The sequence below is a fragment of the Bacteroides sp. AN502(2024) genome, from assembly GCF_041227145.1.
GTDB lineage: Bacteria > Bacteroidota > Bacteroidia > Bacteroidales > Bacteroidaceae > Bacteroides.
Genome location: NZ_JBGFSP010000003.1, coordinates 1000140 through 1014274, shown reverse-complemented (window position 1 = coordinate 1014274; position 14135 = coordinate 1000140). Strand labels below are relative to the sequence as shown.

Annotated in this window: 7 protein-coding genes and 2 tRNA genes; 7 read left to right on the top strand and 2 right to left on the bottom strand. The window is 43.2% G+C overall.

From position 1 onward, the window contains the following. Positions 1–1388 precede the first annotated feature (1388 nt). Positions 1389–2483: a tryptophan--tRNA ligase gene (gene trpS / locus AB9N12_RS04015; protein WP_369889895.1), complete on the bottom strand. Its 1095-nt coding sequence runs from the start codon at positions 2481–2483 to the stop codon at positions 1389–1391. 413 nt (positions 2484–2896) lie between these two features. On the opposite strand from trpS, the gene carB reads away from it, so the two are divergent. Next, positions 2897–6118: a carbamoyl-phosphate synthase (glutamine-hydrolyzing) large subunit gene (gene carB, locus AB9N12_RS04010; RefSeq protein ID WP_369889893.1), complete on the top strand. Its 3222-nt coding sequence runs from the start codon at positions 2897–2899 to the stop codon at positions 6116–6118. A 159-nt stretch (positions 6119–6277) separates the two neighbouring features. Here the strand turns inward: carB and AB9N12_RS04005 are convergent, their stop codons facing one another. After that, positions 6278–8266, bottom strand: a complete 1989-nt coding sequence (locus tag AB9N12_RS04005; protein ID WP_369889890.1) for a family 20 glycosylhydrolase — start codon at positions 8264–8266, stop codon at positions 6278–6280. A gap of 135 nt (positions 8267–8401) precedes the next feature. Between AB9N12_RS04005 and yaaA the strand changes: the two genes are divergently transcribed. The 6 genes from yaaA to asnS all read left to right on the top strand — a co-directional run bounded on the left by yaaA (position 8402) and on the right by asnS (position 14096). Then, complete coding sequence (gene yaaA / locus AB9N12_RS04000) at positions 8402–9175, top strand: peroxide stress protein YaaA (protein ID WP_369889888.1); 774 nt, start codon at positions 8402–8404, stop codon at positions 9173–9175. A gap of 217 nt (positions 9176–9392) precedes the next feature. Continuing rightward, positions 9393–9467, top strand: a tRNA-Val gene (locus tag AB9N12_RS03995). A 32-nt stretch (positions 9468–9499) separates the two neighbouring features. Then, a tRNA-Val gene (locus AB9N12_RS03990) sits at positions 9500–9574 on the top strand. Between the two features lie 168 nt (positions 9575–9742). Then, the gene (purB, locus tag AB9N12_RS03985) at positions 9743–11089 is read left to right on the top strand and encodes an adenylosuccinate lyase (RefSeq protein WP_369892799.1); all 1347 of its coding nucleotides are present in this window, start codon (positions 9743–9745) and stop codon (positions 11087–11089) included. A 73-nt stretch (positions 11090–11162) separates the two neighbouring features. Next, on the top strand, positions 11163–12587 hold the full coding sequence (locus AB9N12_RS03980; RefSeq protein ID WP_369889886.1) for a pseudouridine synthase: 1425 nt from the start codon (positions 11163–11165) through the stop codon (positions 12585–12587). Between the two features lie 105 nt (positions 12588–12692). Further along, a complete protein-coding gene (gene asnS / locus AB9N12_RS03975; RefSeq protein ID WP_369889884.1) occupies positions 12693–14096 on the top strand; it encodes an asparagine--tRNA ligase in 1404 nt (467 codons plus the stop codon). Positions 14097–14135 lie beyond the last annotated feature (39 nt).

Below are 14135 nucleotides of genomic sequence, written 5' to 3'. Positions count from 1 at the left end.
AGATATTTCTTATTATGGCATCTGAAAATTAGGAATACTCCCTGAATTTATCCAATAAAAAATAAGTGTGTAGCAGCATTAATTTAAGGCTCCGAAATTTTGAAATGAATTTCGGTTAAGGAAATGTTGTTTCTAATTTAGAAATTGTATTCTAAATATTCAGATGTCATGTATCGGTTCTATAGATTTTTGTGACTTATTAAAAATAACTATTAACCTGTTGGTTGAATTAAACAGATAAAATATTTATAATGAAAAAGTTGTATATACTGCTGATCTTTAGTAAATTAAAAGATAATTTAGTTTAGTTCGACCAACAGGTTATTGATGTATTGAGCTTCGCATATAGAATGATATCTCCTTTGTTGTTTCCGTTATTGGTATATCAAATGATAGTTTGTTTTCGTTTTTACTTGGGGCCTAACCATGAGGTGGAAATAATGGGATTTGTTTTTTATCATTGATGGGATGTATTTGATGGCCGATTGTCTATTATGATAATATTACTTTTAGCCGGTTATTTCATTCCAGATTTTTTGTTTGTGAAGGTGTTGCAGATGCCAAAATTATCATTATTCGAAAAATAGATTCTTACATGAAAGGAGGAGAAGGCGGCTGATGTAATTGTAAAAGCAGAGAGATTACCTTTATACCAATTGGAAGAAGATGTTTTTTTGATGTACATCAACGAATACTAAAGGAAAATGAGGATGTAGAAAAATTGAGTTTTTACAACAGGTAGTGCTTTGGGAAGCTTTTTTGAAAGCAAATCAATATAAATTTACTCAAAGAGAAATAGACATTCTCTTGTGGTCGAATGGTAGCGGAACGGCTGTATGTTGCAATTTGCCGTTTGCGTAAATCATTAGAGGGGATATCTTCTTTTCAGGGCGAGTGTCAGATTGATATTTATCAATTGAAGAGATCTAATCCTGCGAAAGAACACGAGATTATCGTATTAGATAGAGATTTAACAAATAAATGATGAAGGGGTATCATGAAACGGCTGAAAGCAATATTTTTTACTTTTGAGGTCTGCTTTCAGCCGAGATGCCGATGGATAAAGGATTTCAGAGTGGCTGAAGAAGCTGAAAGCGAAATCTTACAGAATAAGTTATACGCTGCAAATATCCGATATGACTGTGTTGCTTAGTCCGTCATAATTAGAATAATGGATTCATTTCTGTTCTTAATATCTTGTTTTTTAAGTAAAGGGTTTCTTTATTGTAAAAATACGCAAAATCTTTAACATGAAAAAGGATTTCCAACTGAGTTTCAGCGAGAAAGCCTTATTTTTTTGCCTGTAATCAAAACGAAAAGAGACCGCCTAAACTTGTTAGACCGCCTCTTACCTTATATTATGCTTTTTATTCTTGGACGAAATGTTTTTACTCCTGAGAGAAACGCTTCACCTGTTCTTCAATCAATTCCTTGTCATCAAAGTAATTAATCTTCATTGCTTTCTTTACGTCAGCCAAAGTTTCGGCAGCAGCGGCTCTGGCTACTTCGCAACCTTTCTGTAACATTTCATAAACAGCGGGGATATCCTTGCTGAACTCTTTGCGGCGATTGCGAATCGGTTCCAACGTCTCTTGCATGATAGAATTCAGGAAACGTTTTACCTTCACATCACCCAGTCCGCCACGTTGATAATGGGCTTTCAGTTCAGCCAGGTTCGGATAATCCGGTAAGTAACGTTCGAAATGTTCGGGGAGGCAGAAAGCGTCGAGGTACGTAAATACCGTGTTGCCTTCAATCTTTCCCGGATCCTGTACGCGGAGATGTCCCGGGTCGGTGTACATACTCATGATTTTCTTCTGGATTTCTTCCGGTTCTTCGGACAGGTAGATGCAGTTGCCGAGTGACTTACTCATCTTTGCCTTACCGTCAGTTCCCGGCAGACGCAGACAGGCAGCATTGTCCGGCAGCAGGATTTCCGGTTCTACCAATGTCTCACCATATATATAGTTGAAACGGCGGACGATTTCGCGAGCCTGTTCGAGCATCGGTTCCTGGTCTTCGCCTACGGGGACAGTCGTTGCACGGAAAGCTGTGATGTCCGCAGCCTGGCTGATGGGATAGGTGAAGAAACCTACGGGAATGCTTGCTTCAAAGTTGCGCATCTGAATTTCCGATTTCACAGTCGGGTTGCGTTGCAAGCGGGATACGCTTACAAGGTCCATATAGTAGAAGCTGAGTTCGCACAGTTCCGGTATTTGCGACTGGATGAAGATGGTCGTTTTGGAAGGGTCTATTCCGCATGCCAGATAGTCAAGAGCAACCTCAATCACATTCTGGCGTACCTTCTCCGGGTTGTCTATATTATCTGTCAATGCCTGTGAATCGGCAATGAAGACAAACATCTTACTATAATCACCTGCATCCTGCAAGTCAACTCTGCGTTTCAATGAACCTACATAATGTCCGATATGAAGTCTGCCGGTAGGGCGGTCTCCCGTCAATATGATTTTTTCTTTTCCCATTGTTAGTACCTTATTAATATAGATTTGGCGGCAAAGATAGCGATAAAAACTGAAAGGAGCACTAAAATGTAGTTACTTCATGATTTATGCTTACTACTGTTTGTTTTGAAAATGTGCTTTCTATTAGAAAAAACAGCAAACTACTTCGGTAAAAAAGTAGGTGTTTCTTTTTGCTATGTGCAAAATATGTCGTTACTTTGCACAAACTTTGAAATCGACAATGAATCAACAAGAAATCAGAAGTAAGTATTATCTACATTCGGATGTTTTGCACCCGGAGACGACAGGTTTCTTCTCTTTTCTTCAAAAACGATATTTTAGTTCTTTAGTAATGCGTTAATCCTTTTTTGAGGGTAACGCATTTTTTTTATGGACGAATTTAGAAACAACAACTTATTATAACAACAAAAGAAATGGAAAAGGAAATCAAGAAAGTTCTCGTTTTGGGTTCTGGAGCACTCAAAATCGGACAAGCCGGAGAGTTCGACTACTCAGGCTCACAAGCACTGAAAGCTTTGAAAGAAGAAGGTATCAGCTCAGTATTGGTAAACCCTAACATCGCAACTATTCAGACTTCTGAAGGGATTGCCGATAAAGTGTATTTCCTTCCCGTAAACACTTATTTTGTAGAAGAAATTATCAAGAAAGAACGTCCGGATGGTATCTTGCTGGCATTCGGCGGACAAACAGCACTGAATTGCGGTGCGGAACTCTATACACAGGGTATTCTTGATAAGTACGGAGTAAAGGTACTTGGTACATCGGTAGAAGCTATCATGTATACAGAAGACCGTGATTTATTCGTGAAGAAACTGAATGAAATCAAGATGAAGACTCCGGTGAGCCAGGCAGTAGAAAACATGGAAGATGCCATTGCTGCTGCACGCAGAATCGGTTATCCTATCATGGTACGTTCTGCTTATGCATTAGGTGGTCTTGGTAGCGGTATCTGTGCCAACGAAGAGGAATTCCTGAAACTGGCCGAAAGCTCTTTCACATTCTCTAAACAAATCCTTGTAGAAGAATCGCTGAAAGGATGGAAAGAAATCGAATTTGAAGTTATTCGTGATGCTAAAGACCACTGCTTCACCGTGGCCAGCATGGAAAACTTTGACCCGCTGGGTATTCATACCGGTGAATCAATCGTAGTGGCTCCTACTTGCTCGTTGGACGACCAAGAACTGAAAATGTTGCAAGAACTATCTACGAAATGTATTCGCCATTTAGGCATCGTTGGTGAATGTAATATTCAGTACGCTTTCAACTCTGAAACAGACGATTATCGTGTAATTGAAGTAAATGCCCGTTTGAGCCGTTCTTCTGCATTGGCTTCTAAAGCTACCGGTTATCCATTGGCTTTTGTTGCTGCTAAAATTGCGTTGGGATATTCACTCGATCAGATTGGTGAGATGGGCACTCCGAATTCCGCATACGTAGCTCCGCAACTTGACTACTATATCTGTAAAATTCCTCGTTGGGATTTGACTAAGTTTGCCGGTGTGTCTCGTGAAATCGGTTCAAGCATGAAGTCGGTAGGTGAAATCATGTCTATCGGTCGCTCTTTCGAAGAAATTATCCAGAAAGGTCTTCGTATGATTGGTCAGGGTATGCATGGTTTTGTGGGTAACGACGGACTGCATTTTGACGATCTTGATAAAGAGCTTTCCCATCCGACAGATTTGCGTATCTTCTCTATTGCACAGGCCATGGAAGAGGGGTACACCATCGAACGTATCCATGAGCTGACGAAGATTGATCCGTGGTTTCTTGGCAAATTGAAAAATATCGTAGATTACAAAGCAAAACTGTCTGCTTACAATAAGGTGGAAGATATACCTGCCGATGTGATGCGTGAAGCTAAAGTGCTAGGTTTCTCTGACTTCCAGATTGCCCGTTTCGTATTGAACCCATCTGGAAATATGGAGAAAGAAAATCTGGCTGTACGTGCTCGTCGTAAAGCTTTGGGTATTCTTCCGGCTGTGAAACGTATCAATACCGTCGCTTCCGAACATCCGGAACTGACTAACTACCTGTATATGACTTATGCAGTGGAAGGGTATGATGTAAACTATTACAAGAATGAAAAATCAGTAGTGGTACTGGGATCAGGTGCTTACCGTATCGGTAGCTCGGTTGAGTTTGACTGGTGTTCGGTAAATGCCGTTCAGACAGCCCGCAAGTTGGGGTATAAGTCTATCATGATTAACTACAACCCTGAAACGGTTTCTACTGACTATGATATGTGCGACCGTCTGTACTTCGACGAACTTTCGTTTGAACGTGTACTCGATGTAATCGATCTGGAGCAACCTCGCGGTGTGATTGTCTCTGTAGGCGGACAGATTCCGAACAACTTGGCAATGAAACTTTATCGGCAGTCGGTTCCTGTACTGGGTACTTCTCCAATTTCTATCGACCGTGCTGAAAATCGTAACAAATTTTCTGCGATGCTTGACCAACTGGGTATTGACCAGCCGGCATGGATGGAACTGACTAGTCTTGAAGAGGTGAAAGGATTCGTAGAAAAAGTCGGCTATCCGGTATTGGTTCGTCCTTCTTACGTTCTTTCGGGAGCGGCTATGAATGTTTGCTATGATGACGAAGAGTTGGAAAACTTCCTGAAGATGGCTGCTGAAGTTTCTAAAGAATACCCGGTGGTTGTTTCTCAATTCCTTGAAAATACAAAAGAGATTGAGTTTGATGCAGTTGCTCAGAATGGTGAAATTGTGGAATACGCAATTTCCGAACACGTGGAATTTGCCGGTGTTCACTCCGGTGATGCTACATTGGTGTTCCCGGCACAGAAGATTTACTTTGCAACAGCACGCCGTATTAAGAAGATCAGTCGTCAGATTGCCAAAGAACTCAATATCTCCGGTCCGTTCAATATCCAGTTCTTGGCTCGTAACAACGAAGTGAAAGTTATTGAATGTAACTTGCGTGCTTCTCGTAGCTTCCCGTTTGTTTCTAAAGTTCTGAAGCGTAACTTCATCGAAACTGCTACCCGCATCATGCTGGATGCTCCATATTTACGTCCGGACAAATCAGCGTTTGATATCGACTGGATTGGCGTAAAAGCATCTCAGTTCTCTTTCTCTCGTCTGCATAAGGCTGATCCGGTATTGAGTGTGGATATGTCTTCTACGGGTGAAGTCGGATGTATCGGCGATGATTTTTCTGAAGCATTGCTGAATGCGATGATCGCTACCGGATTCAAGATTCCTGAAAAAGCTATCATGTTCTCTTCCGGTGCAATGAAATCGAAAGTAGATTTGCTGGATGCCAGCCGTATGTTGTTTGCCAAGGGGTATCAGATTTACGCTACTGCCGGAACTTCTGCCTTCCTGAATGCTCATGGAGTAGACACAACTCCGGTTTACTGGCCGGATGAAAAACCGGGTGCGGAGAACAATGTAATGAAGATGATCGCAGACCATAAGTTTGACTTGATCGTAAACATTCCGAAGAATCACAGCAAACGCGAATTGACAAATGGCTATCGTATCCGTCGTGGTGCAATCGATCACAACATTCCTTTGATTACAAATGCTCGTCTGGCAAGTGCCTTTATCGATGCATTCTGCGAATTGAAATTGGGTGATATTCAGATCAAGAGCTGGCAGGAATATAAATAAGCTGCTTTAACAGTTTATCTCAAGAAAATAGGCTGTCTAACAGGTCTCAGTAATTGGAAATCACCCCTGCCAAATCGTATTCTGGCAGGGGTGAAATCGTTAAAATAGGACTTGTTAGATGGCCTCTCTTTTGGGAGAACTTTTCCTTTTTTGGGGGGCTTACTGTCGCTTGCTTACACGGTAATTGTATACTTTCAGGTTTTCTATCCGGCTATTAAAATTTCCGGCTTTTTCCAGTGGGAAAAACAATGTGCGGATATAATTCATAGAGTCTTTTCCTTCGTTGAAGTAAAGTTTCTGCATATTCATTTCTTCGATAACTTTTCCGTTCACTCTAAGTGTTGTGCTACGGCTATCACCTTCAATCTGGATCGAAGCTTTCTCTCCCGGATTTATCTTATATGGGAAAGTGTTCAAATAACCATCGCGTGCAAAACCCATCATGCCGCGAATCGGGTCTGTCAGGTAGAACACGGCATTGGACGAGCGAAATAATTCTGTTCCACTTTTCTCCTGTGCTCCTGTGATGTCGAAGCTGACTGTATAGTCGTAGCCGATTTCAGGATAATCGGAAACGCTGCCGGGAGCAACAGTGGAGCGTTCATAAACCAATGCGGGGCTCTTGCCGATTTTTCCCGACTGGTTGACTCCGGGTGCTTCGCTGATGGCGGCGCGCTTTTCATTGTATATTTCGTAAGGCAGGCTGGTTTCTTTGCCTGTCCACATTTTTACGGCAAGGGTTTGCAGGGCGGGGAATACACGGTGATGAATGTCTTTCACGGAAATTCCGTTACCTACATGGTCGTTCCAAACGGCAAACATACCACCGAGGATGGAAGGATGCTTTTCCTCGAATACGGCTTTGCCGATATGTGCGGGTGTCCATTTGTTATATAAGAATGATTCGTTGAGGTAATCGTAGTAATATCCGGCTATAGGAACCAGATAAACCATTCCATCAGGGATACTGATAAGCTGATAACCATCCTTTATCATGGTTGTCGGATCGGCATATCCATTGTACCAGGCGTTCATGATCACATCCGTTGATTTGACAGGAGTATCGCCTTTGGCGTGAGTGAGTGCGCCCCATATTACAGCTTGCTTGCCGAAGCTCTCTACCAGACGGATGTAACGGTCGGTGAAAGCCCGGAACTTTTCTACTACCTCTTTCTTGGCATTCGAGTATTCGTCAGTACCGATGTGTACGCGGTTGCCTACAAATACGGGATTGTCTCCTTCCAGATATTCCTTGAACAGCGCGTCTACAAATTCGTAAGTTTCCGGCTTGAACAAGTCGAGATGATCCATGCCATATTCTTTGCTGCCGATTTCCGGTTTGTAATGGGTAAATGCAAGTGAATGTGCGGGAATATCTATTTCCGGTATAATTTCTACAAAGTTGGCTGCCGCCTGTTTCTGGAAATCGATAAATTCTTTTTTGGAATAAGAGCCGTCCCGGGCAGTCAGTCCCGGGTAAGTGTCCGATTCCAGGCGGAAAGCGGCGTATGTCTTCTTCCAGTTGTGATCGAAATATTGTTTGAATCCGTTGTCGTTCAGATGGACTTGCAAGGTATTCATCTTATAATAAGCCATGATTTTCGCCAAATCCTGCAGGTAAGACATCGGTATAAATTTCCGGCCGCAGTCTATCATGAATCCCCGGATGGGATAGTCGGGATAATCGCGGATGACTCCTTTAGGAAGTTGGTGGTCAGTGGTTTGTTCCGCTATCTGCAGAAGGGTGCGCGTGCTCCAGTAAAGTCCGGTAGGAGTCGGGGCGGAGAGCGCCACGCGGTCGGCTATTTGGATGGCATAACCTTCTTGTCCCAGTTTTTTGTCGGTCGACAGGGATAGGACGAAATCTCCGGCTTTGCCCTTGCCTTCTGTCACGCTCAATGTCTGTCCGAACATCTGTCGATAATCATCGGCAAACAGTCGGGCTATTCTCTGCAGTTCGGGATTGGAGGAAGTGCAGACGATTTTCGTATCCGTTTCGGGGATGAAGTTGCCATTCTTTCCTGTCCATTGTTTCAATTCGGGGATAACGAACGGTTTCGGATTAACGGCGGCGTAGGATAAATTCCCGGTCAAACAGAAGATCGTTAATAAGAATAGCACTTTTAGGGCGATCAGTGTGTGTTTCATAAGGTATTTTTTGTTATGAATGAATGATTAGAGTTAATTATGCGGTGAAAATAAGGATAATTCAGCTATTCTTCAGTGAGAGAAGCGAATTATTTTTTATTTTTGTTTCTTGAAAAGATAAAATTAGATTGAAGCATGTTAGTACTTTTATCCTGTGCCAAGACAATGAGTGAGACTTCAAAGGTGAAAGTTCCTTTGAATACAATTCCGCGTTTTCAAAAAGAAGCGTCTGAAATTGCACTGCAGATGTCGCAGTTTTCGGTGGATGAGTTGGAACGTCTGTTGCGTGTAAATGCTAAGATAGCTGTGGAGAATTATAAACGTTATCAGGTCTTTCATGCCGAGGACGCACCGGAACTGCCTGCTCTGCTGGCTTATACCGGTATCGTGTTCAAACGTTTGAATGCCAAAGATTTCTCTAATGAGGAATTTGAGTATGCGCAGGGACATCTGCGGCTGACTTCTTTCTGTTACGGGTTGTTGAGGCCGTTGGACGCCATCCGTTCCTATCGTTTGGAGGGCGATGTCGTGTTACCGGAATTGGGGTATCAAACCCTGTTCTCTTATTGGCAGTCACGTTTGACGGATATATTCATCGAAGATATAAAGAAAGCGGGCGGAATACTTTGTAATCTGGCTAGTGACGAAATGAAAAGCCTGTTCGACTGGAAGCGGGTGGAGAAAGAAGTACGTGTCATTACTCCCGAATTTCAAGTATGGAAGAACGGAAAGCTGGCTTCGATAGTTATCTATATAAAGATGTCCCGCGGTGAGATGACACGTTTTATCCTGAAAAACAGGATTGAGAATCCGGAGGATCTGAAAAGCTTCTCCTGGGAAGGATTTGAGTTTAGCGAATCTCTATCGAACGAAAGGAAGTTTGTATTTACGAACGGTAAGGAAATATAAAGGCACTCGTTGTGTGATAGGAGCGGGAATAGGTTGCTTTATCTATTAGCAGACTGGACGAAGTGAAAGTCGTAAGAAAAAAACTCTTTTGTTTTATTTGTTGATAATCAGAGTTTTTCTTTACTATACAAAAACTTTCTTGAAAAATAATACATGAAAAGTTTGCAGATTTCAAAAAATGCCGTACCTTTGCCTCGCTTTTGAAACGGAAGTGTAAGGGCGTTTAGCTCAGCTGGTTCAGAGCATCTGCCTTACAAGCAGAGGGTCGGCGGTTCGAATCCGTCAACGCCCACAAAAAAACAAGCACTTCCGGCTCATTAACAAGGGCGTTTAGCTCAGCTGGTTCAGAGCATCTGCCTTACAAGCAGAGGGTCGGCGGTTCGAATCCGTCAACGCCCACGCGAAAGCATTACAGATATAGATGTCGAAGTCTTGAAAGTCTTACGAAGGGATTCGTGAGACTTTTTTTATTTCTTACCTCTTTTATACAAACTTTCTTTCTTCTTTTGCCTTATAACTCAGGAAAAAGAATTAATTTTGCAACCTGATAATTATCTAAGAGAACGTATGGAACTTGATGTATTAACGGCCATATCTCCGATTGATGGTCGATATAGAGGCAAAACTAAAGCTTTGGCAGCTTATTTCTCAGAATTTGCACTGATTAAATACCGTGTACAGGTAGAGGTGGAATACTTTATCACCTTGTGCGAACTCCCTTTGCCGCAATTAAAAGGAATCGATAGCAACGTGTTTGAAACTTTACGGAATATCTACCGTAACTTCTCTGAAGCAGACGCACAGCGCATTAAAGATATCGAAAGTGTGACTAACCATGACGTGAAGGCCGTAGAATACTTCCTGAAAGAGGAATTTGACAAGATGGGCGGGATGGATGACTATAAAGAATTCATCCACTTCGGACTGACTTCTCAGGATATTAACAATACGTCTGTTCCCCTTTCTATCAAAGAAGCATTGGAACATGTTTACTATCCGTTGATTGAAGAGTTGATTGCGCAGTTGAAAACTTATGCAACAGAATGGGCTAACATTCCGATGCTTGCAAAAACTCACGGTCAACCGGCTTCTCCTACTCGTTTGGGCAAGGAGGTGATGGTATTCGTTTATCGTCTCGAACGCCAGCTGGCCATGTTGAAGGCATGTCCGATTACCGCTAAGTTTGGTGGTGCTACCGGAAATTACAATGCGCATCATGTAGCTTATCCTCAATATGACTGGAAGCAATTCGGTAATCGGTTTGTTGCAGAAAAACTGGGGCTGGAACGTGAAGAATATACTACGCAGATTTCGAACTATGATAACCTCTCTGCTGTTTTTGATAGCATGAAGCGTATCAATACGATTATGGTCGATATGAATCGTGACTTCTGGCAGTATATCTCTATGGAGTACTTCAAGCAGAAGATCAAAGCCGGAGAAGTGGGGTCGAGTGCCATGCCGCATAAAGTGAATCCGATCGACTTTGAAAATGCGGAAGGTAACTTGGGTATAGCAACGTCTATCCTGGAACACTTGGCTGTGAAGCTTCCTGTTTCCCGTTTGCAGCGTGACTTGACAGACTCGACAGTGCTGCGCAATGTAGGTGTGCCTTTCGGTCACATCGTGATTGCCATTCAGAGTTCTTTGAAGGGATTGCGTAAATTGTTGCTGAACGAACCGGCTATCTATCGTGACTTGGATAACTGCTGGAGCGTGGTGGCAGAAGCTATTCAGACGATTCTCCGCCGTGAGGCTTATCCGCATCCGTATGAAGCCTTGAAAGCTTTAACCCGGACTAATCAGGCTATTACAGAAAGTTCTATTAAAGAGTTTATCGAAGAATTGAATGTAAGCGAAGATATTAAAAAAGAGTTAAGAGCAATCACTCCGCATACTTATACGGGGCTTTAATTGTTTACTTATATAATAAACGTGTTTTTTAATAGGCCGTGAGGCCAAAGTCTAATTTTATTCGAATAAAAAAATGAGCACAGAAAACGAAGAATGGCGCGAAAATTCTTTTAATGAAGAGAATACAGGTGCCGGCCGTGATGGTAACAGGACTTATAACAGAGATGGTGGAGAACGTCCGTATCGTCCTTCTTACAACCGTGAAGGTGGGGATCGTCCGTATCGCCCGCGATTTAATGCCAACAATGAAGGAGGCGAACGTCCGCAGCGTTCGTATGGCGACCGCTCTTATGGCGTCCAACGTCCTTCTTACAATCGTGAAGGTGGCGATCGTCCGTATCGTCCTCGCTTCAATAACAATAATGAAGGAGGCGAACGTCTTCAACGTTCTTACAACCGAGAAGGCGGCTCTTATGACCGTCCTCAACGTCCTTTCTACAACCGTGAAGGTGGTGACCGTCCTCAACGTCCCCGTTTCAATAATGTCGAAGGTGGCGACCGTCCTTACCGTCCCCGCTTTAATAACGGTGGAGGTGACGACCGTCCTCAACGTCCTTATTACAATCGTGAAGGTGGTGACCGTCCGTATCGTCCTCGTTTCAACAATGTCGAAGGTGGTGGCTATCGTAGCAACAACGGTGGTGGCTACCGTCCGAGATATAATAATGACCGTTCACAAGGAGGCTATCGTCCTCGTCCGCGTATCGGCGATTATGATCCGAATGCTAAGTATAGCATAAAGAAACAGATCGAGTACAGGGAACAGTTTGTTGATCCGAATGAACCGATCCGTCTGAATAAGTTTTTGGCTAATGCCGGTGTTTGTTCACGTCGAGAGGCTGATGAATTTATCACGGCAGGTGTGGTTTCTGTAAACGGTGAAGTGGTAACGGAATTGGGTACAAAGATCAAACGTTCGGATGTGGTTAAGTTCCACGATGAACCGGTAAGCATCGAACGTAAGGTATATGTATTGCTGAATAAGCCGAAAGATACGGTTACTACATCGGATGATCCGCAGGAACGCCGCACGGTGATGGATCTGGTAAAAGGCGCTTGCAACGAACGTATCTATCCTGTAGGACGTCTTGACCGTAACACGACTGGTGTACTTTTGTTGACGAATGACGGTGATCTGGCTTCCAAGCTGACGCATCCGAAATTCCTGAAGAAGAAAATATATCATGTTCATTTGGACAAGAACCTGACAAAAGCGGATATGGAGCAGATAGCAGCCGGTATACAGTTGGAAGATGGTGAAATCCATGCAGATGCAATCAGTTATACAGATGATTTCAAGAAAGATCAGGTCGGTATCGAAATTCACTCCGGTAAGAACCGTATCGTTCGCCGTATTTTCGAATCACTGGGTTATAAAGTAGTAAAACTCGACCGTGTGTTCTTCGCCGGGCTGACCAAGAAAGGGCTGCGTCGCGGAGACTGGCGTTACCTGTCAGAAGCAGAAGTAAACTACCTCCGCATGGGATCGTTTGAATAATAAGTTAATAAATAACAACTTGACAGAGGACGAGGAAAGAAAGCAGGAAGAAATGAATCTTGCGTTTTAAACCTCGTCTTCTTGTATCTAAAAAGAAAAAGTTAAATGGAAAAGATTGGTAGAACAAAAATTGTTGATCTGTTGAAGCGTACGGACATCGGCGCTATGGTCAACGTGAAAGGATGGGTTCGCACCCGTAGAGGTAGCAAACAAGTAAACTTTATCGCACTGAATGACGGTTCTACAATAAATAATCTGCAAGTCGTAGTCGATTTGGCTAATTTCAACGAAGAGATGCTGAAACAGATTACCACTGGTGCTTGTATTAGCGTGAACGGTGAAATGGTGGAATCTGTAGGCTCCGGCCAAAAGGTGGAAGTACAGGCTCGTGAAATCGAAGTGCTGGGTACTTGCGATAATACATATCCGTTGCAGAAGAAAGGTCACTCGATGGAATTCTTGCGTGAGATTGCTCATTTGCGTCCGCGCACGAATACTTTTGGCGCAGTATTCCGTATCCGTCACAACATGGCGATTGCTATCCACAAGTTTTTCCATGAGAGAGGCTTCTTCTATTTCCATACGCCGATCATTACAGCTTCGGACTGTGAGGGTGCCGGTCAGATGTTTCAGGTGACTACCATGAACCTATATGACCTGAAGAAAGACGAGAAAGGTTCCATTTCTTATAATGACGACTTCTTCGGCAAGCAGGCAAGTCTGACAGTTTCCGGTCAGTTGGAAGGTGAACTGGCTGCTACTGCTTTGGGAGCTATTTACACATTCGGACCTACGTTTCGTGCCGAGAACTCCAATACTCCCCGTCACTTGGCAGAGTTCTGGATGATTGAGCCGGAAGTTGCTTTCAACGATATCGCGGATAATATGGATTTGGCTGAAGAGTTCATCAAATATTGTGTGAAGTGGGCGTTGGATAACTGTGCGGACGATGTAAAATTCTTGAACGATATGTTCGACAAAGGATTGATTGAGCGTCTGCAAGGTGTATTGAAAGATGATTTCGTGCGCTTGCCTTATACAGACGGTGTCAAGATTCTGGAAGAGGCTGTGGCTAAAGGCCACAAGTTCGAGTTCCCGGTTTACTGGGGCGTGGACTTGGCTTCCGAGCACGAACGTTATCTGGTGGAAGAACATTTCAAACGTCCGGTTATCCTGACTGACTATCCGAAAGACATCAAGGCTTTCTATATGAAGCAGAATGAGGATGGTAAGACCGTACGTGCCATGGATGTTCTTTTCCCGAAAATCGGTGAAATTATCGGCGGTTCCGAACGTGAAGCGGATTATGACAAGCTGCTGGCTCGTATCGAAGAGATGCATATCCCGATGAAGGATATGTGGTGGTATCTGGATACCCGCAAGTTCGGTACATGTCCTCACTCCGGTTTCGGACTCGGTTTCGAACGTTTGTTACTTTTCGTAACAGGTATGTCGAACATCCGTGACGTGATACCGTTCCCGCGTACACCCAGAAATGCAGATTTCTGATATTTCGGTATAAGTTATGTAAGACTCGCATAATCTTTC